24 protein-coding genes are annotated in these 23,463 nt (G+C 63.1%); 13 read left to right on the forward strand and 11 right to left on the reverse strand.

Annotated features, from left to right (window positions below; genetic code table 11):
- Nucleotides 1–32 precede the first annotated feature (32 nt).
- From AC04SH_RS28120 to AC04SH_RS28150, 7 genes are all read left to right on the forward strand, one after another.
- The gene (locus AC04SH_RS28120; RefSeq protein WP_477341618.1) at nt 33–773 is read left to right on the forward strand and encodes a competence/damage-inducible protein A; all 741 of its coding nucleotides are present in this window, start codon (nt 33–35) and stop codon (nt 771–773) included.
- A 97-nt stretch (nt 774–870) separates the two neighbouring features.
- Nucleotides 871–1,704, forward strand: coding sequence for a universal stress protein (locus AC04SH_RS28125; protein WP_192251083.1), 834 nt, complete (start codon nt 871–873; stop codon nt 1,702–1,704).
- A gap of 85 nt (nt 1,705–1,789) precedes the next feature.
- Nucleotides 1,790–2,290, forward strand: coding sequence for a xanthine phosphoribosyltransferase (gene gpt / locus AC04SH_RS28130; protein ID WP_477341624.1), 501 nt, complete (start codon nt 1,790–1,792; stop codon nt 2,288–2,290).
- Nucleotides 2,291–2,497: 207 nt separating this feature from the next.
- Complete coding sequence (locus tag AC04SH_RS28135; RefSeq protein ID WP_477351501.1) at nt 2,498–2,995, forward strand: NUDIX hydrolase; 498 nt, start codon at nt 2,498–2,500, stop codon at nt 2,993–2,995.
- A gap of 205 nt (nt 2,996–3,200) precedes the next feature.
- Nucleotides 3,201–3,521, forward strand: a complete 321-nt coding sequence (locus AC04SH_RS28140; protein WP_112567254.1) for an ArsR/SmtB family transcription factor — start codon at nt 3,201–3,203, stop codon at nt 3,519–3,521.
- Nucleotides 3,518–3,982, forward strand: coding sequence for an SRPBCC family protein (locus tag AC04SH_RS28145; RefSeq protein WP_488577426.1), 465 nt, complete (start codon nt 3,518–3,520; stop codon nt 3,980–3,982). The genes AC04SH_RS28140 and AC04SH_RS28145 overlap by 4 nt, the downstream gene beginning before the upstream one ends.
- 26 nt (nt 3,983–4,008) lie before the next feature.
- Nucleotides 4,009–4,422, forward strand: coding sequence for a GFA family protein (locus tag AC04SH_RS28150; protein ID WP_488577427.1), 414 nt, complete (start codon nt 4,009–4,011; stop codon nt 4,420–4,422).
- Nucleotides 4,423–4,466: 44 nt separating this feature from the next.
- On the opposite strand, the gene AC04SH_RS28155 is transcribed toward AC04SH_RS28150, so the two are convergent.
- The 4 genes from AC04SH_RS28155 to AC04SH_RS28170 all read right to left on the reverse strand — a co-directional run bounded on the left by AC04SH_RS28155 (nt 4,467) and on the right by AC04SH_RS28170 (nt 9,293).
- Nucleotides 4,467–6,272 (reverse strand): ABC transporter ATP-binding protein, encoded by a 1,806-nt coding sequence (locus tag AC04SH_RS28155; RefSeq protein WP_488577428.1) that lies wholly within the window; start codon nt 6,270–6,272, stop codon nt 4,467–4,469.
- A gap of 379 nt (nt 6,273–6,651) precedes the next feature.
- Nucleotides 6,652–6,852 (reverse strand): hypothetical protein, encoded by a 201-nt coding sequence (locus AC04SH_RS28160; RefSeq protein ID WP_488577429.1) that lies wholly within the window; start codon nt 6,850–6,852, stop codon nt 6,652–6,654.
- Nucleotides 6,800–8,482, reverse strand: coding sequence for an NAD+ synthase (locus tag AC04SH_RS28165; protein WP_488577430.1), 1,683 nt, complete (start codon nt 8,480–8,482; stop codon nt 6,800–6,802). The genes AC04SH_RS28160 and AC04SH_RS28165 overlap by 53 nt, the downstream gene beginning before the upstream one ends.
- Before the next feature lie 97 nt (nt 8,483–8,579).
- Nucleotides 8,580–9,293, reverse strand: a complete 714-nt coding sequence (locus AC04SH_RS28170) for a DNA-3-methyladenine glycosylase I (RefSeq protein WP_488577431.1) — start codon at nt 9,291–9,293, stop codon at nt 8,580–8,582.
- A 100-nt stretch (nt 9,294–9,393) separates the two neighbouring features.
- Here AC04SH_RS28170 and AC04SH_RS28175 point away from each other — a divergent pair, with 100 nt between their 5' ends.
- Nucleotides 9,394–9,957 carry a DUF1003 domain-containing protein gene (locus AC04SH_RS28175; RefSeq protein ID WP_477341638.1) on the forward strand — a complete coding sequence of 188 codons (564 nt, stop codon included), beginning with the start codon at nt 9,394–9,396 and terminating at the stop codon, nt 9,955–9,957.
- Nucleotides 9,954–10,559 carry a DedA family protein gene (locus AC04SH_RS28180; protein WP_352585870.1) on the forward strand — a complete coding sequence of 202 codons (606 nt, stop codon included), beginning with the start codon at nt 9,954–9,956 and terminating at the stop codon, nt 10,557–10,559. Before AC04SH_RS28175 ends, AC04SH_RS28180 begins: the two co-directional genes overlap by 4 nt.
- A 3-nt stretch (nt 10,560–10,562) precedes the next feature.
- Here AC04SH_RS28180 and AC04SH_RS28185 read toward each other — a convergent pair whose 3' ends face one another.
- The 3 genes from AC04SH_RS28185 to AC04SH_RS28195 form a co-directional block, all read right to left on the reverse strand.
- Entirely contained in the window at nt 10,563–11,156 is a 594-nt protein-coding gene (locus tag AC04SH_RS28185) for a hemerythrin domain-containing protein (protein ID WP_488577432.1), read from the reverse strand.
- A gap of 41 nt (nt 11,157–11,197) precedes the next feature.
- The gene (locus AC04SH_RS28190) at nt 11,198–11,557 is read right to left on the reverse strand and encodes a diacylglycerol kinase (RefSeq protein ID WP_112392261.1); all 360 of its coding nucleotides are present in this window, start codon (nt 11,555–11,557) and stop codon (nt 11,198–11,200) included.
- Between the two features lie 79 nt (nt 11,558–11,636).
- Nucleotides 11,637–12,056 (reverse strand): GFA family protein, encoded by a 420-nt coding sequence (locus tag AC04SH_RS28195; RefSeq protein ID WP_488577433.1) that lies wholly within the window; start codon nt 12,054–12,056, stop codon nt 11,637–11,639.
- Nucleotides 12,057–12,379: 323 nt separating this feature from the next.
- Here AC04SH_RS28195 and AC04SH_RS28200 point away from each other — a divergent pair, with 323 nt between their 5' ends.
- The 3 genes from AC04SH_RS28200 (at nt 12,380) to AC04SH_RS28210 (ending at nt 14,680) form a co-directional block, all read left to right on the forward strand.
- Complete coding sequence (locus AC04SH_RS28200; RefSeq protein WP_488577434.1) at nt 12,380–13,450, forward strand: GGDEF domain-containing protein; 1,071 nt, start codon at nt 12,380–12,382, stop codon at nt 13,448–13,450.
- A 101-nt stretch (nt 13,451–13,551) separates the two neighbouring features.
- The gene (locus tag AC04SH_RS28205; protein WP_488577435.1) at nt 13,552–13,950 is read left to right on the forward strand and encodes an antitoxin Xre/MbcA/ParS toxin-binding domain-containing protein; all 399 of its coding nucleotides are present in this window, start codon (nt 13,552–13,554) and stop codon (nt 13,948–13,950) included.
- Nucleotides 13,910–14,680, forward strand: coding sequence for an RES family NAD+ phosphorylase (locus AC04SH_RS28210; RefSeq protein WP_477341647.1), 771 nt, complete (start codon nt 13,910–13,912; stop codon nt 14,678–14,680). Before AC04SH_RS28205 ends, AC04SH_RS28210 begins: the two co-directional genes overlap by 41 nt.
- 57 nt (nt 14,681–14,737) lie before the next feature.
- Here the strand turns inward: AC04SH_RS28210 and AC04SH_RS28215 are convergent, their stop codons facing one another.
- From AC04SH_RS28215 to AC04SH_RS28225, 3 genes are all read right to left on the reverse strand, one after another.
- Nucleotides 14,738–16,111 carry a class II 3-deoxy-7-phosphoheptulonate synthase gene (locus AC04SH_RS28215; RefSeq protein WP_488577441.1) on the reverse strand — a complete coding sequence of 458 codons (1,374 nt, stop codon included), beginning with the start codon at nt 16,109–16,111 and terminating at the stop codon, nt 14,738–14,740.
- A gap of 134 nt (nt 16,112–16,245) precedes the next feature.
- On the reverse strand, nt 16,246–19,743 hold the full coding sequence (mfd, locus tag AC04SH_RS28220) for a transcription-repair coupling factor (protein WP_488577436.1): 3,498 nt from the start codon (nt 19,741–19,743) through the stop codon (nt 16,246–16,248).
- Between the two features lie 13 nt (nt 19,744–19,756).
- Entirely contained in the window at nt 19,757–20,044 is a 288-nt protein-coding gene (locus AC04SH_RS28225) for an FAD assembly factor SdhE (RefSeq protein WP_488577437.1), read from the reverse strand.
- A 358-nt stretch (nt 20,045–20,402) separates the two neighbouring features.
- On the opposite strand from AC04SH_RS28225, the gene recG reads away from it, so the two are divergent.
- Entirely contained in the window at nt 20,403–22,511 is a 2,109-nt protein-coding gene (recG, locus tag AC04SH_RS28230) for an ATP-dependent DNA helicase RecG (RefSeq protein ID WP_488577438.1), read from the forward strand.
- On the opposite strand, the gene AC04SH_RS28235 is transcribed toward recG, so the two are convergent.
- Nucleotides 22,463–23,221 (reverse strand): DUF502 domain-containing protein, encoded by a 759-nt coding sequence (locus AC04SH_RS28235; protein WP_488577439.1) that lies wholly within the window; start codon nt 23,219–23,221, stop codon nt 22,463–22,465. The genes recG and AC04SH_RS28235 overlap by 49 nt on opposite strands.
- Nucleotides 23,222–23,463: the final 242 nt, after the last annotated feature.

Below are 23,463 nucleotides of genomic sequence, written 5' to 3' on the forward strand. Positions count from 1 at the left end.
CTGCCCTGAGGCACCTTCCACCGGAGCCTTCCATGCCCGAAATCGTCACTGCCGCCATGCTCGTCATCGGCGACGAGATTCTGTCCGGCCGCACCAAGGACAGGAACATCGGCCACCTCGCCGACATCATGACGGCCATCGGCATCGACCTGAAGGAAGTGCGCATCGTCCCCGACGAGGAGGACGAGATTGTCGCGGCGGTGAATGCCGTGCGTGCCCGCTACACCTATGTCTTCACCACCGGCGGGATCGGCCCGACGCATGACGACATCACCGCCGATTCGATCTCCAAGGCCTTTGGTGTTCCATGCGAATACGACGCCAAGGCCTATGCCATGCTGGGCGAGAGCTATGCCGCGCGCGGCATCGAATACACCGAGGCGCGGAAGCGCATGGCACGCATGCCGCGCGGCGCCGACCATATCGACAACCCGGTCTCCGTCGCGCCCGGCTTTCGCATCGGCAATGTCCATGTCATGGCCGGCGTGCCGGCGATCTTCCAGGCCATGCTCGACAATGTCGTGCCGACGCTGAAGGCCGGCACCAAGATGCTGTCGGCCACCGTCCATTGCCCGTTCGGCGAAGGCCTGATCGGCGGTCCCTTGGGCGACATCCAGAAGGCGCATCCAGACACGATCATCGGTTCCTACCCGAAATATGGCGACGGCAAATTCTGGACGGAGTTGGTCGTCCGCGCCCGCAGCCAGGAGGCGCTGGATTCGGCGCGCAAGGACGTTGAGGCGATGGTGGCCGGCTTCACCGCCGCCAGCTGAGCTGGGTTCGCGGCCCATCGCCGAGCCGGAACCAAGCGCCATACTCTGACGTTTTCCTTCGGGCGCATCAGGCGCCGGCAGATTTGAGGGATTTCCGATGCGCTTCAAGACCATCGTCGCCATATTGCAGAATGAACAGGATGCCGAGCGCGTGCTCGACTGCGCCATCCCGCTTGCCGACCGGTTTGAAAGCCATCTCATCGGCATTCATGCCGAAGCGCTGCCCGTACCCTACACTTCCGCCACCGGCTTTCCCGACACCGAGTTCCTGCAGGTCTCCGCCGACATGAATCGCGAGCGCGCCGAAAAACTGCAGGCGCTTTTCCTCGGGCGGATCGAAAAAACGGGCCTTTCCTTTGAATGGCGCAGCCTCGAGAGCTTTTCGGGCGACAGTGCGCTGACCGGCATTTCCAGCGTACGCGCCGCCGATTTGATCATCGCCGCGCAGCGCGAGACCGGCGGCGATCCGAGCGCCGATGTCGACACGCTGGTCTATGATGCCGGCCGGCCGGTGCTGGTGGTGCCGCATGAGGGTCCACTCGTCACCACATTCAAACATGTGCTGCTGGCCTGGAACGGCAGCAAGGAAGCCGCACGCGCCGCCTTCGACGCCCTGCCCTTCATCATCGAAGCCGAGAAGACCGATATTCTGGTTATCGATCCGCCGGATACACTGGACGACAATCCGGAGGCCGCCGGCGCGGAGATCGCCGCGGCGCTCTCCCGGCACGGCGCCACCGTCAGTGTTTCGGTGCAGCAGTCGGGCAATGCCTCGATCGATGACGTCATCCAGACCCGGATCGCAGAAACCGGCGCCGACCTTCTGGTGCTCGGCGCCTACAGCCATTCCTGGCTGCGCCAGCTTCTGTTCGGCGGCGTGACACGCACCGTGTTGCGCACCGTGCCGGTGGCGGCTTTCCTGTCGCGCTGAGCGAGAATTGATCCGGCCCTTGCCAAGGCCAAGGCTTTCCGGCTAATTCCGCGCGCATTCCCTCGGCGCGCGGAGTGCACCAGCTATGTCCCTTCCCGAAAAAGCCTTTCCGGTCTCCTGGGACCAGTTCCACCGCGACGCCCGTGCGCTCGCCTGGCGGCTTGCCGGCGCCAACAAGGGTCAGTGGAAGGCCATCGTCTGTATCACCCGCGGCGGGCTTGTTCCCGCCGCCATCATCTCGCGCGAACTTGGCATCCGCGTCATCGAGACGGTCTGCGTGGCCTCCTATCACGACTACACCAGCCAAGGGCAGTTGCAGGTGCTGAAGGAGATCACACCGGCGCTGCTCACCGATGACGGCGTCGGCGTGCTGATCATCGACGACCTCACCGACACCGGCAAGACGGCCGGCATCGTGCGCGCCATGATGCCCAGGGCGCATTTCGCCACGGTTTATGCCAAGCCGAAAGGCCGGCCTTTGGTCGACACCTTTGTCACCGAAGTCAGCCAGGACACCTGGATCTACTTTCCCTGGGATATGGGTTTTACCTACCAGAAGCCGATCGCCGACGATCACGCCGGCTGATTCGCAGCACCCCTTTATCCGCCCAAGTGGCAAGGCCCGCGCGGTTTGCTGTGGAGACTGGCGCCGCAAGACACAATATTCTGTTGAATCGAAACCTGTTGGCGGATTTTGACGGGTTGGTGTGACGTTTTTTACTTTTATGACTTACACTTCGCCGTAAGATTCGTGTGACGGCAAACGATTCTGAGGGCTGGGGTAGCTTCTCCGATGCTGACGAGACCAACGACGCACAGCCATATGGCCGAAAGGGTCCGGCGACTCTTCGGCACCGCGCCGTGCCGTCTTCAGGTTGCCGCGCTACCCTGGCGCACCACCGAAAACGGCATCGAAATCATGCTGATCACCAGCCGCGACACCGGCCGCTGGGTGCTGCCCAAGGGCTGGCCCGAGGCCAGGGAACCGCTCTGCGAGGCCGCGGCGCGCGAAGCCGGCGAGGAAGCCGGATTGCGCGGCAAGATCTCTCATTTCGAGGCGGGCCGTTACTTCTACGCCAAGGCATTGGCGTCCGGCGAGGAAGTGCCTTGCGAAGTGCTGGTGTTTCCAATGCAGGTCGAGCGCGTCTCCGACCGCTGGAAGGAAAAGCGTGCGCGCACCCGCAAATGGGTCAACGCGGCCGAGGCCGTGCGCATGATCAACGAGCCGGATCTTTGCCAGATCATCGCCCATTTCTGCGCCGATCCGGACAAATTCGTCGTTAAAACCTAGTCACAACTCCACAGCGGCCGTGCCGTATTCCCATGCGCCAGCATGGGTCTTGCCCATTGATTCCATTCGATGTTTCGCCTGCGGCGGCATCGATCCGACTCCCATCTGACATCAACAGATCCCTCCCCCTTCCGGGTTACGATTGGTTGCGAGTTGACATGCAGGTATTTACCTGCATATTGTGATTGCAAGATGAGTGAGACCGATGGACGCCGACAAGGTTTTCAAAGCGCTGGGTGACCCGACACGCAGGAAGCTGCTCGATCTTCTGTGCGAGAAGAACGGACAGACGCTGGGCCAGCTTTGCGAAAACCTCGACATGGCGAGGCAATCCGCGACCCAGCACATCGACTTGTTGGAGGCGGCCAATCTGATCAGCACGGTCAAGCGTGGCCGCGAAAAGCTGCATTTCATCAACCCCGTGCCGCTGCACGAAGTCTACGAGCGGTGGGTACGCAAATTCGAACGGCAGCGGCTGAGCCTGCTGCACGACTTGAAACAGGAACTCGAAGGAGACAACCAATGACCCGGGAAACCACCAGTTTTGTCTATGTGACCTACATCCGCTCGACGCCGCAAAAGGTGTTCGAGGCCATCACCAAGCCCGATATCGCCAAGCGCTATTGGGCCCACGAGAACGTCTCAGACTGGAAGCCGGGTTCGAAATGGGAACACATCCGCGCCAATGACGAGCGCACCGTCGAACTCGTCGGCAAGGTCGTCGAAATCTCGCCGCCGACCCGTCTGGTCATGACCTGGGCCAACGCGTCCCAAGCCGACGACCCGACCAAACAAAGCCGGGTGACCTTCGCCATCGAGGAATATGACGCCATGGTCCGGCTCACCGTCACCCATGATGAGCTCGAAGCCGGCAGCGGCATGGCCAAGGGCATCAGCCAGGGCTGGCCGGCCGTGCTGTCCAGCATGAAATCCTACCTCGAAACCGGCAGCGGAATCGACCTGTTCGCCAAACCGAAATCGGCCTGAAGCAAGTTTCCAGCAGGAGAACCACAATGACCAGGCACTTTACCGGCGGCTGCGCCTGCGGCGCGATCCGCTATCAGGCGAGCGGGGAGCCGATCTTTCAGAATCACTGCCAATGCCTCGATTGCCAGAAGCGCAGCGGCACGGGTCATGGCTCCTATGTAACCTTCGGCCGGCGCGCTGACGTTGAGATCAGCGGCCAGCCGAGCACCTGGCGGATGATCGCAGACAGCGGAAACGAGAAAATCCAGGCCTTCTGCCCGACCTGCGGAACGCCGCTCTACCTGACCTTCGTCGCCATGCCGGAAGTGACAGCAATCCACGCCACCAGCCTTGACGATCCCGGCCAGTTCAATCCGCAAGCGGTCACCTACACCGTGCGCGGCCATGCCTGGGACACGATCGATCCCGTGCTCCAACCATTCGAGAGAATGCCTGGATGAACCAAGCAGAGCCCTATCCCCTCGGATAGGGCTCTGCTTTCAGCTCAGACCACCAGGCCCTTGGTCAGTTCCAGTGCCTGGCGCTCGAACAGGCGGCGGTAGATACCGCCCTTCAGCCGGATCAGCTCGTCATGCGAGCCTTCCTCGACGATCTTGCCGCGATCGAACACCAGCAGCCTGTCCAACGCTCGCACCGTCGACAGCCGATGCGCGATGACCAGCGTTGTGCGGCCGACCATCAGCCTCTCCATCGCCTGCTGGATCAGCACTTCCGATTCCGAATCGAGGCTCGATGTCGCCTCGTCCAGGATCAGGATGCGTGCGTCCGCCAGGAAGGCACGCGCGATCGCCACGCGCTGACGCTCGCCGCCCGACAGTTTCACGCCGCGTTCACCGACCAGCGTCCCGTACCCCTTCGGCAGGCTGGTGATGAAGTCATGTGCGCTGGCGAGCTTCGCGGCATGCTCGATCTCGGCCTGCGTGGCGTTCGGCCGGGCATAGGCGATGTTCTCGGCCAGCGAGCGGTGGAACAGGATCGGCTCCTGCTGGACGATGGCGATCTGCGCGCGCAGCGACGCCTGTGCAACCTGCGAGATGTCCTGGCCGTCGATCAGGATCTTGCCGCCGCTGACGTCATAGAGGCGCTGGATCAGCTTGACGAAGGTCGTCTTGCCTGAGCCCGAATGACCGACCAGCCCGACGCGTTCACCGGCCGCGATCTCCACCGAAAAATCGCGGTAGAGCGGCAGCCGATGACTGCCATAATGGAAGGTGACTTTGTCGAAGCCGATAGCCCCCTGCGTGATCCGGATCGGCGCAGCGCCGGGCCGGTCCTCGATGCCAAGCGGTTGAGATTGGAAATCGACCAGCTCCTCCATGTCGTTGATCGAACGCTGCAAATTGCGGATATGCGTGCCGATATCCCGGAGATAGCCCTGCAGCACGAAGAACGAGGTCAGCACGAAGGCGACATCGCCGGCGCTCGCCTGGCCCCAGGTCCACAGCATCAGGGACAGACCGATCACCGCCGTCCGCAGCACCAGCAACATGGCGCCTTGCGTGGTGCCGTTGATGGTGCCGCGCACCCAGGTGCGGCGCGTGCGCGCCCGCCATTTGGCAACGACCTTGGCAAGCCGCGTTTCCTCGCGCGTCTCGGCACCAAAGCCCTTGACCACGGTGTTGCAGCTCACCGCATCGGCAAGCGAGCCGCCAAGCCGCGTATCCCAGCCATTGGCAAGCCGTGCTGCTGGCGCGACATAGCCGAGCGACAGCAGCGCCGTCACCATGATGAACAGCACCGAGCCGACCGCGACGACCAGTCCCATCAGCGGCCAGAACCAGCCGAGCAGCAGCGTCGAGCCGATCAGCATGGCGACCGACGGCAAAAGCGCGATCAGGATCGTGTCGTTGAGCAGGTCGAGCGCCCACATGCCGCGCGTGACCTTGCGCACCGTCGATCCGGCGAAGCTGTTGGCATGCCAGTCGGTCGAAAAGCGCTGCACGCGATGGAACGCGTCGGCGGCGATGTCGGCCATCATCTTGAGCGTCAGCTCGACAATGCCCATGAAGGCGAGGTTACGCAGCACCACGCCGGTCAGCGCCAGGCCGATGAGCGCGAAGAAGGCTGCCATCGCGGCATTCCACGCGACATCGTCGGCCGCCGCACTGCTGGCGACGGCATCGACCAGCCGGCCGGAATAGAGCGGCGTCAAGACGTCGGCCAGCGTCGACAGCAGAAAGCCGCCCATGATCAGCGACAGCCGCCACGGCTGGCGTCGCCAGTGGCTGAGCGTGAAGCCAAGAACGCTGCGAAAGGCGCTAGCGCGCAGATCGATTCGAAAACGAGCCATGATGTCATCCGGGCGCAAACGCGCCCGGTCCCGGTAAGGTCGAAAATTGAAAACCGCGCTGGGCAATTCGCCCGGGGCTGCGGAGGTTCGGCATAGGTGGCGGCGCGCCCTGGATATCGGGTGGCGACCGGCATCGGCAGAAGCCTGTACTCGACCCGGCAGCGGCGCGAAGGGCAAACCTTCGCCGGACGCCGGGTGAGACCTAGGCTTCGCGGCCTCGCATTACCATGTGAAATATTGCCATTCGGACCTCCCGCAAGACAATTGCGGAGGGGTTCTTATAGAGACGCCATGACGGATCGCCAAGACGGGGCGCACGCCCAAAGCGTAACTGGTCCAACCAGTGATGTTATTTTGCAACAACAGATATGGAGGACTGTCACGGCACCACCGAATAAGCCTTCTGGTCGGCGGTCGCGATCGTAACGTCGGTGCCGGATTTGAAGTTGACCAAATCGACCGCCATCGGGTCGCTGAAGTGATGCCGCCCCTGCTCCTCCCCAAGGCTCTCGAATGAAATCAGGATTTTAGCCGCGATCCCTGAAACGGTTGGTGATGGGATAACGGCGATCGCGGCCAAAGTTCTTCCGGGTGATCTTCACACCCGGTGCTGCCTGGCGACGCTTGTACTCAGCTATGTAAAGCAAATGTTCGACGCGCGTCACTGTCGCCCGGTCATGACCGCGCGCGACGATGTCGTCGACACCCATCTCGTTTTCGACCAGGCATTCCAGAATGTCGTCCAGCACCGGATAGGGCGGCAGCGAATCCTGGTCGGTCTGGTTCTCGCGCAGTTCCGCCGACGGCGCCTTGTCGATGATGTTCTTCGGAATCACTTCGCCGGAAGGCCCGAGCGCGCCCGGCGGCAGATGGCTGTTGCGCCAGCGCGACAGCGCATAGACCTGCATCTTGTAGAGGTCTTTTATGGGATTGAAGCCGCCGTTCATGTCGCCATAAAGCGTGGCGTAGCCGACCGACATCTCGCTCTTGTTGCCGGTGGTGACCACCATCGAGCCGAACTTGTTGGAAATCGCCATCAGGATGGTGCCGCGCGCGCGGCTTTGCAGGTTTTCCTCGGTAATGCCTTCCTTGGTGCCCTCGAAAAGCTGCGTCAGCGTGTGCAGGAACCCTTCGACCGGCTCGAAGATCGGCACGATGTCATAGCGGCAGCCGAGCGCGCGGGCGCAGTCCTCGGCGTCCTTCAGCGAATCCTTCGAGGTATAGCGGTAGGGCATCATCACCGCGCGTAGCCGCTCCTCGCCGAGCGCATCAACGGCCAATGCGGCGCAGATCGCCGAATCGATACCGCCGGACAGGCCGAGCACGACGTTCTTGAAGCCGTTTTTGTTGACGTAATCGCGCAGGCCCAGCATGCAGGCGCGGTAGTCCGCTTCCTCGCGCTCGGGTATTTTCGACATCGGCCCTTCCGAGCAGACCCAGCCAGCATCCGTGCGCTTCCAGGTGGTGACGTCGACAGTCTCCTCAAACTGGCTCATCTGGAAAGCCAGCGTCTTGTCGGCGCCGATCGCAAAAGAAGCGCCGTCGAAGATCAACTCGTCCTGGCCGCCGATCTGATTGGCATAGATCATCGGCAAACCGGTTTCGATGACCTGGCGGATAACGACCTGATGGCGCACGTCCATCTTGGCGCGGTAGTAGGGCGAGCCGTTCGGCACCAGCAGGATTTCCGCTCCGCTTTCAGCCAGGGTTTCACAGATGCCGACGTCGCCCCAGATGTCCTCGCAGATCGGAATTCCGATGCGCACACCACGGAAGTTGACCGGTCCCTGAGCCTCGGGTCCGGCCTGGAAGACCCGCTTCTCGTCGAACTCACCATAGTTGGGCAAATCGAGCTTGTAGCGCTCGGCCAGGATCTTGCCGCCATCGGCGAAGATGATCGAATTGTGGGTGCCGCTCTTGCGCTTCAGCGGCGTCCCGATAATGACGCCCGGCCCGCCATCGGCGGTGTCGTTGGCGAAGTCTTGCGCAGCCTTTTCGCAAACCTTGAGGAAGGCCGGCTTCAGCACCAGATCCTCGGGCGGATAACCGGCAAGGAAAAGCTCGGTGAAGAGCACGATGTCGGCGCCCTGGCGGGCCGCATCCGCCCTCGCCTCGCGCGCCTTGGCAAGATTGCCGGCGACATCGCCGACTGTCGGGTTGAGCTGGGCGACAGCGATGCGCAGAATATCGGGAGCGGTCTTCTTGGTCATGCCTGCGGTTTAGCGCGGCAAAATTGCCCCGGCAATGGCGTTCGTTTGGACCAATCCAGACCGATCGAGTTCGATCGTGTCCTGAGGGGCGACAGCCCTACTCGCCCATATATTCGCGCAGCGCCTCCGGCGAATGGTTCTCGCCGATCGACATCGCCAGGATGCGCGAGATGTGCCGGCGCGGCAGGCCAGTTTCCTGTGCCCATTTGTTGATCTGCGCCTGGATCTTGTCGAGATCCCTCTTCGACGTCGGGCTTTCGGCGATGTCGAGGCCGGCGTCGCGCATGGCGGCCGCCATATCGGCCGAGATGACGAAAGCATCCCATTCCAGCCAGCGCAGGAAATATTGGCCGGTGTTGCCGCCGAGCCGGCTGCCATGCTTGCCGAGATACGCCATCAGCCCGACCTGGTCGTCGGCGGGCCACTCGGCCAGGAACTTGCCGAAGCCGCCATGCTCCTTCGACACGCGCTCGACGAAGGCGGCGTTGTCGCGCACCGATTTGATCTTCTGCGGATTGCGCACGATGCGCTTGTCGGCCGTCAGATCGTGCCAGAAATCGTCGGGCTGGAACAACAGTCGCTTCGGCTCGAACTGCAGGAACGCTTCCTCGAAACCCGGCCATTTCTGCTCGATGACGCGCCAGACGAAGCCCGCGGCAAACACCCGCTCGGCCATCGTCGACAGGATGCGGTCATCGGTGATTCTGGCCACGGCGGCGTTATCAGGCGAAGGCCCGAGCAGCGACGTCAGCACGGCGTCGCCGCCTTTGCGTTTTGCGGCACGGGCACGAATCTTCTGGAAGTCTGCCATTGCCGCCCTGCTTCAGTATGGATGGACGCGGCAATCTACCACTTCCCGTGCGCACCGGTAGCCTCTAGGTCTAGGCCAGACGCTGACCATGGAGGCGACCATGCATAAGACCGTGCCCGAACTGGCCGACCGCTGGCTGAGGCGAACGCCTGAGACCCTCAGCGAGCTTGAGCGGCGGGTCTTGCAAAGCACCGTCGACCGCAAGCCGATCTCGCAGGACATCAACGACAGTCTCGCCGGGCTTCAGGGGGCCGGCGACCGGATCGCCGATGCCATTGCCCGCGTCGGCGGTTCGTGGACGTTCATCCTGTCCTTCATCGCCTTCCTGGTTCTCTGGATCGGCGCCAATTGGTGGCTGCTGGGGCGAGATTCGTTCGACCCCTACCCGTTCATCTTCCTCAATCTCGTCCTGTCGATGATCGCCGCCCTGCAGGCGCCGGTGATCATGATGTCGCAGAACCGCCAGGCCGCGCGCGACCGCATCGACGCCGCGCACGACTATGAGGTCAATCTCAAGGCCGAGATCGAGATCATGGCGCTGCATGAAAAGCTGGACGAACTGCGCCACAGCCAGATCATCGGCGTGCGCGAGGACATAGCGCGCCTGGCCGAACAGATGAGCCGCATCGACGAAAAACTGTCGGGCCGGCAAACGTCTCAATGACCGGGATCGTCCATCACCTCATCGAGCAATATGGGCTTATCGCGGTTTTCCTCGGCTGTGTCGCCGAAGGCGAAAGTGCGGCCATCCTTGGCGGCTTCTTCGCCCACCAGCATGTCTTCGTCCCTTGGAAGGCTTTCCTCGCGGCCGCCATTGGCGCCTTCGTCGGCGACACGTTTTTCTTTGTCCTCGGCCGCAGCTTCGCCGATCATCCCAGGGTTCTGAAACTGAAGGCGCGGCCCGGCTTCAACCATGCCTACCGCCTCGTCTCGTCGCACCCCAACATCTTCGTGCTGTCCAACCGCTACATCTACGGCCTGCGCCTGGTCGGCGGCATCGCCGCCGGCTTCGCCAGCATATCGGTGCCGCGCTTCGTCATCCTCAACGCCATCTCGTCGCTGGTCTGGGCGGCCTTGTTCTGCGGCATAGGCTATGTCTTCGGCCTCGGCGCCGAGCAGATGGTCGGCAAGGCACTGCTCCATCACGAAAGGTTGCTGATCGCCCTCGGCATTGGGCTCGCCGTCGCCATCCTTGCCTGGCTCATCGCCCGCACCGTCGCCGGCAAGGAGCGCGCCAAGGACGCTCGCGAGAGCGAAGCCGGCTGAAGCTCAGTCGTCGTCCTCGACCAAAGCGCGGTCGCCGCGGTCGAGGATCAGCGGGATGATCAAATCCTCCTCGTCGGCAAGATGCCGTTTCAGCATGGCGATCAGCCGGCTGTTCTCGTCGGCATAGGCATCGGCGGCGAAGCGCTGTTTGTCCTCGCTCTCCTCGAGCGTGCGGATGAAGGCGTTCGCGGTCTCGGCATTGCGCTCCAGCCCGTCATGGATGGTGTGGTGATCGGCATCGAGTATGTCAAAGCCCCGCTTCAGGCGCGGCTCGGCCTTGGCGAAAGCCGGGAAATATTGATAGTCCTCGACATTGTGGTGGCCGTCGAGATTGCCGAGGAAATGGTTGAGCCGCGGCGCGAACCAGCGCGCGAAATCCGGCGCCGTCAGCCGACCTTCGCGATAGTCGCCAATGCCATTGGTCAGCATGCCGCCGAAATCGCGGAACATGTCGTGCCGCTGAAGCCACATATTGGCGAGGCCATGGATGTTGGCGTGACCCTGCCAGTTTTCGCGCGGGTATTTCTGCGCCAGCCAGCGCAAATCGTCCGGCAGGCCGGCACGTTCAAGCAAGAGGGAATTGGCGGCTTCGCTCAACGTCAGTCTCCTTTAGTGACTGACAGATAGGAACGCAGGTTCTAGATCGGTAGTCCTGTGATGCGCTCGATGATGGCGATGCCCCAGACGCCGGCGACGATGATCACCGAAATCAGCACCGCCAGCGAGCCGCAATCCTTGGCAAGCTGGATGTCGACGTTGAACTCGCGGCTGAAGGCATCGCAGGCAGCCTCGATGCCGGTGTTCAGCACCTCGACCATGATCAAAAGCAGCACGGCGCCGATCAGCAGCGCATAGCCCCGCCACGACACCGAGACGAACCAGCCGAGCGGCAAGGCGAGCACGAGCAGCATCAGTTCCTGCTGGAACGCCTTTTCGCTGGCTGCGAGCTTGCGAAAAGCCCGCACCGAATTGAAGAAAGCATCGATCAGCCGCTGCATTGCCCGCGCATCCCCTTCGAATCACCGGCAGGGGATATCGCAATGGCTGGATCAAGGGAATAAGGCAGCCATACCAAAATCATTCGTCCGCAACCTTGATGGTCGGCGTCGACCTCTCGAACTGCGGCAGCCCATCGTCGATCGTATAGTAATCGCCCTTGTCGCCGACGAAGATATGGCATTCGCCCTCGAGCCCGGTCGGCCCATCGAACGACCCGGCCAGAACCGAGACGTAGGCATCCTGGCCCGGCTTCCAGAACAGCACCGAGCCACATGTCTTGCAAAAGCCGCGCCGGGCAAACGAAGATGCTTCGTACCAGGTGATATTCTCAGACCCTGTTACGGTGATGTTGTCATCGACGACGTTGGTTGCGGCGTAAAAATGCCCGCTCTGCTTGCGGCACTGCGAGCAGTGGCAATAGATCACGCCGCGCAGCGGCCCTCGCGTCTGGAAACGCACCGCCCCGCACAGGCAAGATCCGCTGCTGATATCACTCATCCCTGCCCTCCACTGGCCATCGTTCACGGCTTCACCGCCACCGGAGAGGATTTCAGTTTTGCGGCGGCCAGGTACGAGCAAATGCGACACGATATTGGCGTGTTCGCGCTTCTCCCCTGCAGCCTGAAGTAGAATAGTCGCGTTACCTAGCGGCACATTAAGGAAACTTTAGCGCCAGCGCATTTATGGTCGTTGCCAAGCGAAGGCCGCGATGGGGACGCGTCCTTGGTAAGATGATCCGAAATACGGCTGGTTCTCCCCCGGTCGGCGACATCTCGCACGCGCAAGTCTGCGATGGTTCCCAGGGGTAGAGTGAACAGAACATGCAGCCGGCAGCCGCCCAGACCGACCGAAACAGCGACATTGCAACAGCTGTTGTGACGACCATGCGCCAGCTCGGCGTGCTTGGTTTGCCGCGCAACTACGAGATCTTCTACGAAGCGCTGAACGGCACCAATCGCGAACTCAGCCTTGCCGTCGTGGCGCTCGGCAACCGGCCGACGCAGGACGATCTCGACCGTATCGGCCGCGCCTTCTTTGCCCAGCACCATGGTCCAGGCATTGTCGAGCAGGCGCGCGATGTGCTGGCCAGGGAACTCGAGGATATCGCCTTGCTGCTGCGAAGCGAACGCAGCCATATCGAGAAATACGGCAAGATCCTCGACGAGACGTCGAGCGGCCTCGCCAACCGCAGCCTGCTTTCACAGGATCTGCTGCAGAAGGTCGCCAACGCCATGGCGGTCGCCACCAATTCGACCCTCGACCATGGCAGGCAGGTTGCCACCACGCTCAGCGACAAGACCGCGGAACTGGAGAGCGTCAAGTCGAAGCTCGAGGAGTACAAGCGGCTCGCCGACACCGATCCCTTGACCCATATCTGGAACCGCCGCGCCTTCGACAAGCAAATCACCGGGATTTACACCTCCAACAGGGGCATCCTGTTCAACGCGCTGATTCTTGCCGACATCGACCATTTCAAGGACATCAACGACCGCTACGGCCACCCGGTCGGTGACAAGATCATCCAGATCATCGCCGAAATCTTCCAGACCAGCATCCGTGAAGACATGTTCGTTGCCCGCACCGGCGGCGAGGAATTCGCGCTGATCATCGAGGGCGCCAGCGAGGATACCACCTACGAGATCGCCGAACGCATCCGCGTGCTGATCGAACAGACGCCCTTCACCAGCAGCCAGACCGGCACCAATTACGGCACGGTGACCGTTTCAATGGGCATCTGCATGGCTTCCGAGGCCGAAAGCCCGGAAGATCTCTACACCAAGGCGGATCGGGCGCTCTACCGCTCCAAGGTCGGCGGGCGCAACCGCGTCACCAGGCATTCGACAATGGCCGGCCGCACTGGCAAGAACTGGCTGCTCTACAAGAAAGACTGACGCTTCGGCGCACAGCCTATTCGCGGACGTGGACAAATTTAGCACGGTCTCTTTCCATATGAATTTTCATGGCCTATATTTTCTATGGAAAGAGAGAGGCCATGTCTGTTTCACAACCCAATGCTGCCGCCCCCGATATCACCGCAAAGACGGCCGAAAACGCGGTTCTGACCAAGGCCACGCTGCGCGCTGCCGAGCTGCTGGACATAACGGCCAGGACGCTGGCGTCGATCATCGGCGTCTCGGAAGCCACGGTTTCGCGCATGCGCAGGCAGGAATTCCTGCTCGAGCGCGGCACCAAGCCGTTCGAACTGGCGGTGCTGTTCGTGCGGCTGTTCCGTTCGCTCGACGCCATTGTAGGCGGTGACGAGGCGATCGCCCGGGCATGGCTCAAGAACACCAACACGGCGTTCGACGGCAGCCCGCTTGAAAAGATCCTCACCATCACCGGGCTTGTCGATGTCATTGCCTATCTGGACTCCCGACGCGCTCTCGTCTGAAGCCGTACGGCTCGACGGCAAATACTGGCGCATGGTCGAGGCGCAGCACCGCGTCTCGACGCTGAAAATCGTCGACACGCTGGACGAACAGGCGCTGATCGAGGATCTGATCGAGGAGACCAAGCCGCAGATCCCCATGGAATGCCGGCATCTCCACTATCTCCTGGCGACGCCCTTTCGCTACGGCTCGATCTACCCTTACGGCTCGCGCTTCCGCCGCGCCGGCCGCACCCTGGGCGTCTATTACGCGGCGGAGACGATCATGACCGCCGTCGCCGAAATGGCCTTCTACCGCTTGCTGTTCTTTGCCGATTCGCCCGACACGCCGTGGCCGCACGACGCCGCCGAGTACACCGCCTTCGCCGCGGCGATCCGCACCCACAAAGCCGTCGACTTGACGCGGCCACCGCTTGACCGCGACCAGGCTCAGTGGACGCATCCGATCGACTATGCCGCCTGCCAGGCCATTGCCGACGTTACGCGCGAGGCCGGGCTGGAAGCGATCCGCTACCGCTCGGCGCGTGATCCCAAAGGCGCCAACGTGGCGCTGCTGACATGCCGCGGCTTTGCCAAGGCCAAGCCTCTGGAGCCGCATACCTGGCGCATCCGGCTCGGCTCGTTCGGCGTGCAGGCGATCTGTGAGTTTCCGGAAAGGCGCATCGAGTTTTCCAGAACCGCTTTCGCCAATGATCCCCGGCTCAACGGCCTGCGTTGGGAACGCGGCCGCTGATCAACAAAAAAGCGCCGGATTTCGCCCGCGCTTTTTCTCTTCAGCCTGCAAACAGGTTCAACCGTTGGCTACCTGCTTGTGCTGGACCGGATGGCTCTTCTTCAACAGGTCGGAGACCAGGAACGCCAGCTCGATCGCCTGGTCGGCGTTGAGGCGCGGGTCGCAATGGGTGTGGTAGCGGTCCTGCAACTCCTCGGCGGTGATGGCACGCGCCCCGCCGGTACATTCGGTGACATTCTTGCCGGTCATTTCGACATGGATGCCGCCTGGATGCGTGCCTTCGGCGCGATGCACCTCGAAGAAGGTCTGCACTTCCTTGAGGATGCGGTCGAACGGCCGCGTCTTGTAGCCGGCGGCCTCGATGGTGTTGCCGTGCATCGGATCGGATGACCACACCACGCTGCGGCCTTCCTTCTGCACCGCGCGCACCAGCTTCGGCAGATGGTCGGCGACCTTGTCGGAACCGAAGCGGGCGATCAGCGTCAGCCGGCCCGGCTCGTTCTCCGGGTTGAGCAGGTCGATCAGTTCCAGCAAGCCGTCCGGCGTCAGCGAGGGACCGCATTTGAGGCCGAGCGGGTTCTTGATGCCGCGGCAATATTCGACATGCGCATGGTCGGGCTGGCGCGTGCGGTCGCCGATCCAGATCATGTGGCCCGACGTGGCGTACCAGTCGCCCGAGGTCGAATCGACGCGGGTCAGCGCCTCTTCATAGCCGAGCAGCAGCGCCTCGTGACTGGTATAGAAATCGGTCTCGCGCAGCGCGAAATTGGTTTCGGACGTAATGCCGACCGCGCGCATGAAGTCCATCGTCTCGGTGATGCGGTTGGCGAGCTTGCCATACTTCTCGCCCTGCGGGCTGTCGGAGACGAAGCCGAGCATCCAGCTGTGCACATTCTCCAGGCTGGCATAGCCGCCCTGCGCGAAAGCGCGCAACAGGTTGAGCGTTGCCGCCGACTGGCGGTAGGCCATTTCCTGGCGGGCCGGGTCGGGAATGCGCGACTTGGCATCGAACTCGATGCCGTTGATGATGTCGCCGCGATAGCTGGGCAGCGTCACATCGCCCTTGGTCTCGTTGTCGGACGAGCGCGGCTTGGCGAACTGGCCGGCGACGCGGCCGACCTTGACCACCGGCTGCGCACCGGCGAAGGTCAGCACCACCGACATCTGCAGGAAGACGCGGAAGAAGTCGCGGATGTTGTCCGCGCCATGCTCGGCGAAACTCTCGGCGCAATCGCCGCCCTGGAGGAGGAATGCGTCACCGGCAGCGACAGAAGCAAGCTGCTTCTTCAGCTTGCGCGCCTCACCGGCAAAAACCAGCGGCGGAAAGGTGGCGAGCTGGGCTTCCGTGTTCTTCAGCGCGGCAAGGTCCGGATAGGCAGGAACCTGCTTGATCGGCTTTGCTCTCCAAGAATTCGGCGACCATTTCGTCATCGCTGCACCCAAACGCTCTTTCCAGCGGGCTTTGTCCGCCATTCCAACCCCCATATGGGGATCGCGGCTCCATACACGAAGCCGATTTCCTATTCTAGACCGGAATTCAAGTGCTGGCGAATGCACCAGCTGGGCTAGGCGGCCTTCTCGACCAACCGCGCCAGCTGCGTCATGACGACCGCCGAGCCCGCCAGACGCTTCTCGGCTGTCGGCCAGTCGCGGATGAAGACCACGCTGTGATCGGCCCTGATCTTGGCCAGCGAGCCCTGCTCGCCGATGTATTTGACCAGCCCGACCGGGTTGGAGAATTCGCGCTTGCGGAAATGGATGACGACGCCCTTTGGCCCGGCATCCAGCTTTTCGACATTGGCCTTGCGGCAGAGCGCCTTGATGAAGACGATCTTCAAGAGATGCTTCACCTCTTCCGGCAGCGGACCGAAGCGGTCGATCAGTTCGGCGCCGAAGGCATCGATCTCCTCGGTATTTTCGAGATCGCCAAGGCGGCGATAGAGCGCCAACCTGAGCTGCAGGTCGGGCACATAGCTTTCCGGGATCATCACAGCCGTGCCGACGGCGATCTGCGGCGACCAGCCGCCATCCTGGACCTCGCCGGAATCCTTTACCTCGGCCACAGCCTCCTCCAGCATCTGCTGGTAGAGCTCGAAGCCGACCTCCTTGATGTGGCCGGACTGTTCTTCGCCCAGAAGATTGCCGGCGCCGCGGATATCGAGGTCGTGGCTGGCGAGCTGGAAGCCGGCGCCGAGCGTGTCCAGCGACTGCAGCACCTTCAGCCGGCGCTCGGCCGTATCGGTGAGCTTGCGGTTGGCCGGGAGCGTGAACAGCGCGTAGGCGCGCACTTTGGAGCGGCCGACACGGCCGCGCAGCTGATAGAGCTGCGACAGGCCGAACATGTCGGCGCGATGGATGATCAGCGTGTTGGCGGTCGGGATATCCAGCCCGGATTCGACAATGGTCGTCGACAAAAGCACATCGTATTGGCCGTCATAGAAGGCGTTCATGATGTCGTCGAGCTCGCCGGGCGGCATCTGGCCGTGGGCCACCGCGACTTTCAGCTCAGGCACGGATTCCCGCAGGAAATCATGGATTTCGGCGAGATCGCTGATGCGCGGCACGACATAGAAGGAATGGCCGCCGCGGTAGCGTTCGCGCAGCAGCGTCTCGCGGATGACCAGCGGATCGAAGGGCGAGATGAAGGTACGCACCGCCATGCGGTCGACCGGCGGCGTGGCGATCAGCGACAGTTCGCGCACGCCGGTCAAGGCGAGCTGCAAGGTGCGCGGGATCGGCGTTGCCGACAGCGTCAGCACATGGACATCGGTCTTGAGATCCTTCAGCCGCTCCTTGTGCTTGACGCCAAAATGCTGCTCCTCGTCGATGATCAGCAGGCCGAGATTCTTGAACGAGATTGCGGACCCAAGCAGCGCATGAGTGCCGATGACGATGTCGACCTGGCCCTCGGCGATGCCTTTCTTGGTTTCCGCCAGTTCCTTGGCGCCGACCAGCCGCGAGGCCTGGGCGACGCGGATCGGCAGGCCGGAGAAGCGCTGCGAAAACGTCTTGAAATGCTGACGCGACAGAAGCGTCGTCGGCACGACGACCGCGACCTGGAACCCTTCCATCGCCGCGATGAAGGCGGCGCGCAGCGCCACTTCCGTCTTGCCGAAGCCGACATCACCGCAGATCAGCCGGTCCATCGGCTTGCCGGCGCCGAGATCGTCCATGACGGAATCGATGGCGCCCTGCTGGTCGTCGGTCTCCTCATAGGGGAAGCGCGCCGAGAACTCGCCATAGAGGCCTTCCGCGGGCACCATGGCGGGGGCCGAGCGCATCTGCCGTTCGGCGGCGATGCGGATCAGCTGCCCCGCCATGTCGAGCAGGCGCTTCTTCAGCCGCGCCTTGCGCGACTGCCAGGCGCCGCCGCCGAGCTTGTCCAGCGTCGCTTCGGCAGAATCTGAACCGTAGCGCGACAGAAGCTCGATGTTTTCCACCGGCAAGAACAGCCGGTCGTCGCCGGCATAGTGGATTTCCAGACAGTCATGCGGCGCACCGACCGCCTCGATGGTGCGCAGGCCGATGAAGCGGCCAATGCCGTGGTCGGTGTGGACGACGATGTCGCCGGCCGACAGCGACGAGGCCTCGGCTATGAAGTCGGACGCGCGCTTCTTGCGCTTCGAGCGCCGGATCAGCCGATCGCCGAGAATGTCCTGCTCGGCGACGACGACCAGCTGTACGGTCTCGAAGCCGGATTCCAATGGCAGCACTGCAAGTGCGGCCTGCCCCGGCTCGAGTTTTTCCGCCTCGGCCAGCGTCGCCACCGGCACCAGATTGCCGAGGTGATGTTCGGCCAGGATCTGGCCGAGTCGGTCAAGCGAGCCTTCGGTCCAGCCGGCGACAATGACGCGGCGGCGCGCCGCGCGCTCGTTGGCAATATGCTTCACGACAACATCGAAGACATTGGCGTTGGGGTCGGCGCGCTCCTCGGCAAAGCTGCGGCCATGGCGCGAACCGCCATGGAAGACCTTTTTGGCGCCGACATCGGGCGCATCGAAAGCGGTGAAGTCAATGGCTTCGCGCGGTCCGAGCGACGCCACCAGGTTTTCTGGCGAGAGATAGAGCAAGTCCGGCGCCACCGGCTTGTAGGGCACGGCATCCTTCAAGGCGGCATCGGCCTGTTTGCGGCGCGCCTCGTAGTGATCAAGAATCAGCGTGTGGCGTTCGGCCAGCGCCTCATGCGCCAGATGGTCGAAGATGACGGGCGCATCCGGCAGATAGTCGAACACCGTCTCCAGCCGCTCGTAGAACAGCGGCAGCCAGTGCTCCATGCCGGCAAAGCGCCGCCCCTCGCTCACGGCCGCATAAAGCCCGTCGTCGCGCTGCGGCGCGCCAAAGGCTTCGATATAGGAGCGGCGGAAGCGGCTGATGGTTTCGGGCGTCAGCGCCACTTCGCTCATCGCCTGCAGCGCCATCGACTTGCGCTGGCCGGTGGTGCGCTGGGTGGCGGCATCGAAGACGCGGATCGATTCCAGCGTGTCGCCGAAGAAATCGAGGCGCAGCGCCTCCGTCCAGCCGGGCGCGTAGAGGTCGAGGATGCCGCCGCGCACCGCGAATTCGCCGACGCCGCGCACCGTCGGCACCCGCTCGAAGCCGGAAATCTCCAGCCGCGAAACCAGCGCGTTCATGTCGATCTGATTGCCAGGCCTGGCGTGGAAAGTCTGCGCCTCGACCAGTTCTGCCGGCGGAATGCGCTGCAGCAGGGCATTGGCCGTGGTCAGGATGACGGCGCGATGCGGCTTTTTCGCCAGCGCAATCATCGCCGTCAGTGCATCGAGCCGCTTGGCTGCGGCGTCCGAACCGGGCGAGACCCGGTCGTAGGGCAGACAGTCCCAGGCCGGCAATTCCAGCACCGGCAGGCCGGGCGAAGCGAAAGTCAGTGCGTCCGTGATCGCCGGCAGGCGCTGGCCGTCGCGCGCCACGAACAGCACGGGCTTGTCGGGCGCGATCTCATGGATCGCCTGCACCAGCGCAAAGGCTTCGTAGCCGTCGGCGACGCCATCGACGATGAACTGGCCGGCCCGGCCTTTCGGCAGACCGATTTTCGGGATGAGGCTCATGAAATCACGTTGTTCAGAATGTCATGGTCCGGCGCGATGCCAGGATCTTTTGCAGGACGGCACAGTCGATGTCTGCCGGCACCGGGCTTTCTCCGGTGACCATGGGCAGGAATTCGGTGTCGGGAATGTCGAGGAGCCTTTCATATTGGTCGATTTCGTCGCCGGTCAAGGCGCCGATCTCGTTGTCGGCAAAGGTGCCGAGGATAAGGTCCATCTCGCGCATGCCGCGATGCCAGGAGCGGAACAACAACTTGCGACGCCTGATATCCAGCCCCTCGCTCGATCGTTTCGTCCCGGTCATCGTACCGCATCCTCGCTTGGTGCGGCGCATATAGCGTGGATAGAGGGCGGTGTCAGCCTTGCAACGGCCGGGTGGGCGTCTAAACATCCCCACGTGACCAACGCTCCTGACAACACCCCCCTCTGTCTTGGCGGATATCGCCGGCACTTCACCCTCCCCCTTGTCGGGAGGGTCGGCGAGCACGCTTCGCAAGGCGAAGCGGGGGAGACGGGGTGGGGGTGCGGCGCTGACCTACCGACTTCCTCGAAAGTTAGCCGCGCACCGCCCCCCACCCGGCTCCGCTTCGCGGATCGACTTGCCGGGGCGAGCCACGCGTCTCGCCCGTCCTACGGACCCCCACAAGGGGGAGGGTAAGGCCATGCGCCCCTCCCTCCTCGACCCTTTGTTCGTCCCGATCACCTCGCTTGCCGGCGTCGGGCCAAAGGTCGGCGCGCTGATTGAGAAGGTGGTGGCAGCCGATCTCGGCGATCGGCCGGCGCGCGCCGGCGACCTTTTGTTCGTGCTGCCGCACACCGTCATCGACCGCCGCAATCGCCCCGGCATTGCGCTGGCGCCGGCCGGCGCCATTGTCACGCTCGACGTGCGCATCGATCGCCACCAGCCGCCGCCGCGTGGCAACCGCTCGGTGCCCTATCGCGTCTATGCCCATGACGACACCGGCGAGATCGGGCTGACCTTCTTTCACGCCCATGCTGCCTATCTCGAAAAGGCGATGCCGGTGGGCGAACATGTCACCGTCTCCGGCCGCATGGAGTGGTTCAACGGCCGCCCGACCATGGTCCATCCCGACCATATCGCGCTGGCTGGCGACACGGAGAGCTTGCCGCTGGTCGAGCCGGTCTATCCGCTCACCGCCGGCCTGTCGGGAAAGGTGCTGCGCCGCGCCATCGGCCAGGCGCTGGGACGGCTGCCGGAATTGCCGGAATGGCAGGACGGCGCCTTCATGCGCAAGCAGACCTTCCCGGCCTTCGCTGACGCGCTCGCCCGCATCCACTATCCGGCGGATCCGATCGATGTCGCCATCGAGGGCTCGGCATGGCGGCGCCTCGCCTATGACGAGTTGCTCGCCGGCCAGGTGTCGCTGGCGCTGGTGCGGGCAAAAGTGCGCCGGCTGTCGGGTCGGCCGCTGATCGGCGACGGTCGCATTGTCGAGAAGTTGCGCGCGGCCCTGCCCTACTCATTGACAGGCAGCCAGGAATTCGCACTCGCCGAAATCAACGCCGATCTCGCCGACCCCGAACGCATGCTGCGCCTGCTGCAGGGCGATGTTGGCTCCGGCAAGACGGTGGTGGCGCTGCTTGCCATGGCGCGCGCCGTCGAGGCCGGCGGCCAGGCAGCGCTGATGGCGCCGACCGAAATCCTGGCGCGCCAGCATCTGGCAACGATCACGCCGCTGGCCGAACAGGCCGGTCTGCGTGTCGCCATCCTGACCGGCCGGGAGAAGGGCCGCGAGCGCACGGAGACCCTTGCGGGGCTCGCCAGCCGCGACATCGACATCGTCGTCGGCACCCATGCGCTGTTTCAGGAAACGGTGACCTATCACGACCTCGTCTTTGCCGTCGTCGACGAGCAACACCGCTTCGGCGTCCACCAGCGGCTTGCCATCACCGCCAAGGGCGACGCGCCCGACATGCTGGTGATGACGGCGACTCCGATCCCGCGCACTCTGGTGCTGACCGCTTTTGGCGACATGGACGTCTCCAAGCTGACGGAAAAGCCGGTCGGCCGCCAGCCGATCCGCACCGTCACGCTGCCGCTCGAACGGCTCGACGAACTGGTCGGACGCATGCTCGACGCGGTGGCCGATGGCCAGAAAATCTACTGGATCTGCCCACTGGTCGAGGAATCCGAAGAGATCAAGCTGATGTCGGCCGAGGACCGTTTTGCCTCGCTGCAACCCTTGTTCGGCGACCGCATCGGCCTTGTTCACGGCCGCATGAAGGGCGCGGAAAAGGACGAGGCGATGCGCGCCTTCAAGGTCGGCGAAACCCGCATCCTGATCGCCACCACGGTGATCGAAGTCGGCGTCGATGTGCCGGATGCCACGATCATGGTCATCGAGCATGCCGAGCGCTTCGGCCTGGCGCAACTGCATCAGCTGCGTGGCCGCGTCGGGCGCGGCGACAAGCCCTCCTCCTGCGTGTTGCTCTACAAGGACCCGCTCGGCGAGACGGCTAAGCGGCGGCTGTCGGTGATGCGCGAGACCGAAGACGGTTTCCTGATCGCCGAGGAGGATCTGAAACTGCGCGGCGAAGGCGAGTTGCTCGGCACCCGCCAGTCCGGCACGCCGGGTTTTCAGGTGGCGCGCATCGAGGCGCATGCCGACCTGCTCGAAGCCGCCCGCGACGATGCAAGGCTGGTCCTGTCGCGCGATCCGGAGCTGCAATCCGAGCGTGGGGGAGCGCTACGCCTGTTGCTCTATTTGTTCGGCCGCGATGAGGCTGTTCGGCTTTTGCGCGCCGGCTGAGCCAGGGCGCCAATCGGCGGGTTGGCGAGGTCTCCGTCGATCGGCTCACCGTTCACCGTCACCATTTTCGGCTTGACCTCGGGAGCTACCAGCCCGGCCGAAACGATCAGCCTGGCGCCGTCCTCGATCGTCATGTCGAGCAGCACGATGTCGGATTTCAGCACATACATGAGGAAACCGGTGGTCGGGTTCGGAGTGCATGGCATGAAGACGGCGATCATCGGGTCGCCTGCCTGGTCGAGCTTCTGGTTGATCTCGGTTTCCTTCTCACTGGCGACGAAGACAAGCGACCAGACGCCCTTGCGCGGATATTCGACCAGCCCGACCTGGCGGAACATGTCGCCCTTGTTCGACAGCACCGTCTGGAAAATCTGCTTCAGCGAACCATAGATGCCGCGCACCAGCGGCATGCGGCCCAGCAGTCGCTCACCGAAATTGACGATGGCGCGGCCGACGATGTTGGCGGTCATGAAGCCGATCAGCGTGATCAGGATCAGCGCCACGATCAGGCCGAAACCCGGAACCGGAAACGGCAGATAAGTATCGGGGCTGTAGCGCGCGGGAATGTAAGGTTTTACCCAGGAATCGACCCAGCCGATGAACGACCAGGCGATATAGGCGGTGATCGCCAGCGGCGCGCAGACGATGAAGCCTGTGAGGAAATAGTTCCTCAGCCGGGTCATGCCGGAAGTTCTGGGAGCATCGGACATGGTTCACCGGGAGCGCGGGGTTGCACCGCAACATTAGTGAACCCAACGGCGCTTTGGAACTGCGAAGTTTTTAAAGACCGCCAATGAGCGCTGACTACTCCACCGTCACCGATTTCGCCAGATTGCGCGGCTGGTCGACGTCGGTGCCCATGAAGACGGCGGCGTAATAGGCCAGCATCTGGATCGGCAGCGCGTAGATGATCGGCGAGATGATTTCCGGCACGTCGGGCAGGATGATCGTC

Source organism: Mesorhizobium sp. CNPSo 4688 (genome assembly GCF_057784295.1).

Coding starts and splice junctions, on each gene's coding strand:
- gpt (WP_477341624.1), top strand. CDS start 1,790: ATGTCCCTTCCCGAAAAAGCCTTTCCGGTCTCCTGGGACCAGTTCCAC.
- AC04SH_RS28170 (WP_488577431.1), bottom strand. CDS start 9,293: ATGGCAGACTTCCAGAAGATTCGTGCCCGTGCCGCAAAACGCAAAGGC.
- AC04SH_RS28195 (WP_488577433.1), bottom strand. CDS start 12,056: ATGAGTGATATCAGCAGCGGATCTTGCCTGTGCGGGGCGGTGCGTTTC.
- AC04SH_RS28200 (WP_488577434.1), top strand. CDS start 12,380: ATGCAGCCGGCAGCCGCCCAGACCGACCGAAACAGCGACATTGCAACA.
- AC04SH_RS28165 (WP_488577430.1), bottom strand. CDS start 8,482: ATGACCAAGAAGACCGCTCCCGATATTCTGCGCATCGCTGTCGCCCAG.
- AC04SH_RS28175 (WP_477341638.1), top strand. CDS start 9,394: ATGCATAAGACCGTGCCCGAACTGGCCGACCGCTGGCTGAGGCGAACG.
- AC04SH_RS28235 (WP_488577439.1), bottom strand. CDS start 23,221: ATGTCCGATGCTCCCAGAACTTCCGGCATGACCCGGCTGAGGAACTAT.
- recG (WP_488577438.1), top strand. CDS start 20,403: ATGCGCCCCTCCCTCCTCGACCCTTTGTTCGTCCCGATCACCTCGCTT.
- AC04SH_RS28180 (WP_352585870.1), top strand. CDS start 9,954: ATGACCGGGATCGTCCATCACCTCATCGAGCAATATGGGCTTATCGCG.
- AC04SH_RS28205 (WP_488577435.1), top strand. CDS start 13,552: ATGTCTGTTTCACAACCCAATGCTGCCGCCCCCGATATCACCGCAAAG.
- AC04SH_RS28120 (WP_477341618.1), top strand. CDS start 33: ATGCCCGAAATCGTCACTGCCGCCATGCTCGTCATCGGCGACGAGATT.
- AC04SH_RS28135 (WP_477351501.1), top strand. CDS start 2,498: ATGCTGACGAGACCAACGACGCACAGCCATATGGCCGAAAGGGTCCGG.
- AC04SH_RS28225 (WP_488577437.1), bottom strand. CDS start 20,044: ATGACCGGGACGAAACGATCGAGCGAGGGGCTGGATATCAGGCGTCGC.
- AC04SH_RS28190 (WP_112392261.1), bottom strand. CDS start 11,557: ATGCAGCGGCTGATCGATGCTTTCTTCAATTCGGTGCGGGCTTTTCGC.
- AC04SH_RS28140 (WP_112567254.1), top strand. CDS start 3,201: ATGGACGCCGACAAGGTTTTCAAAGCGCTGGGTGACCCGACACGCAGG.
- AC04SH_RS28150 (WP_488577427.1), top strand. CDS start 4,009: ATGACCAGGCACTTTACCGGCGGCTGCGCCTGCGGCGCGATCCGCTAT.
- AC04SH_RS28145 (WP_488577426.1), top strand. CDS start 3,518: ATGACCCGGGAAACCACCAGTTTTGTCTATGTGACCTACATCCGCTCG.
- AC04SH_RS28125 (WP_192251083.1), top strand. CDS start 871: ATGCGCTTCAAGACCATCGTCGCCATATTGCAGAATGAACAGGATGCC.
- AC04SH_RS28210 (WP_477341647.1), top strand. CDS start 13,910: ATGTCATTGCCTATCTGGACTCCCGACGCGCTCTCGTCTGAAGCCGTA.
- AC04SH_RS28215 (WP_488577441.1), bottom strand. CDS start 16,111: ATGACGAAATGGTCGCCGAATTCTTGGAGAGCAAAGCCGATCAAGCAG.
- mfd (WP_488577436.1), bottom strand. CDS start 19,743: ATGAGCCTCATCCCGAAAATCGGTCTGCCGAAAGGCCGGGCCGGCCAG.
- AC04SH_RS28155 (WP_488577428.1), bottom strand. CDS start 6,272: ATGGCTCGTTTTCGAATCGATCTGCGCGCTAGCGCCTTTCGCAGCGTT.